The 1,093-nt window shown below is 58.6% G+C and carries 2 protein-coding genes; both read left to right on the forward strand.

The genetic code is table 11. The features are described 5' to 3' along the window. Nucleotides 1-150: IS66 family insertion sequence element accessory protein TnpB (gene tnpB / locus ABIE33_RS36240; RefSeq protein ID WP_429133979.1), on the forward strand; the 150-nt coding region annotated here is incomplete at its 5' end. 74 nt (nucleotides 151-224) lie between these two features. Next, nucleotides 225-1,093: IS66 family transposase (locus ABIE33_RS36245; protein ID WP_429133977.1), on the forward strand; the 869-nt coding region annotated here is incomplete at its 3' end.

Raw genomic sequence — 1,093 nt, forward strand, 5'->3', positions numbered from 1 at the left:
AAGCGGCTCGAAAAAAATCAGTTCGTCTGGCCGAAGATCGGACCGGCCCGCGTGCAGCTCAATCACGCGCAACTGCTTGCACTCGTTGACGGCATGGACTGGAAACGGGTCCGCTCGGCTACGGTGAAACGACCGGAATTTGTTGGGTAAAAGCCCTGCGGCAGAGTGAATCAGGCGACTGAAACTGAGGGTAAATCTCGCCGAAACATGCTCTACATAAGGGCATGAAACCAGCCGATCTCGAGCTTCCTGATGACGTTGATGCGCTGAAAGCCATGGTCATGGCGATGGCAGCAAAGGCTGCGCGCGCCGATGTTCTGGAAGACGAAGTCGCTGATCTGAAGGCCCGCAATACGGACGCGGACGAACAGATCGCCAAGTTGAAGCTGATCCTCAAAGCTTTCAATCGATACAGGTATGGCCGCCGTTCGGAAAAGCAGGGCAAGTCCATCGAGGCAGACCTGGACGAACAGGGCGCGTTTGTCTTCGAAGAAATCGACATTGGCATTGCCGCGATTGAGGCGCTGGTTTCCAAGGGCCGCAATCCAGGCGCTGCAAAGCGTGCGCCGCGCCCGCGCAAGGGCTTCCCGCCGCACCTGGAGCGGGTCCATGTAGTCATCGAGCCGGACGAACTGCCCGAACACGCTGGCAAACAGAAGGTCCTGATCGGGGAAGATACCTCCGAGCGGCTTGATGTCATTCCGCCGAAGTTCCGGGTGATCGTCACCCATCGCCCGAAGTATGCCTTCAAGAACGAAGACGGCGTCATCCAGGCCTCAGCCCCGGCGCATATCGTCGAAAGCGGCATTCCGACGGAAGCGCTGCTCGCCTATATCGCGGTCTCCAAATATGGCGACGGGTTGCCGCTCTATCGACAGGAGGCGATCTTCCTGCGCGACCATGTCGAGGTCGAGCGCGGTATCATGGCGCGGTGGATGGGTAAGCTCGGGTTCGAACTCGAGCTCCTCGCGGACTACACCTTCAGCCAGATCAAACGAGGTGAACGAATATTCGCCGACGAGACGACATTACCGACACTTGTTCCCGGATCGGGGTCGGCAAAGACAGCGTATTTATGGGCGTACGCGCGGGA

Origin of the sequence: Ensifer sp. 4252 (assembly GCF_050434565.1) — a bacterium.
Classification (GTDB): Bacteria; Pseudomonadota; Alphaproteobacteria; order Rhizobiales; family Rhizobiaceae; genus Ensifer.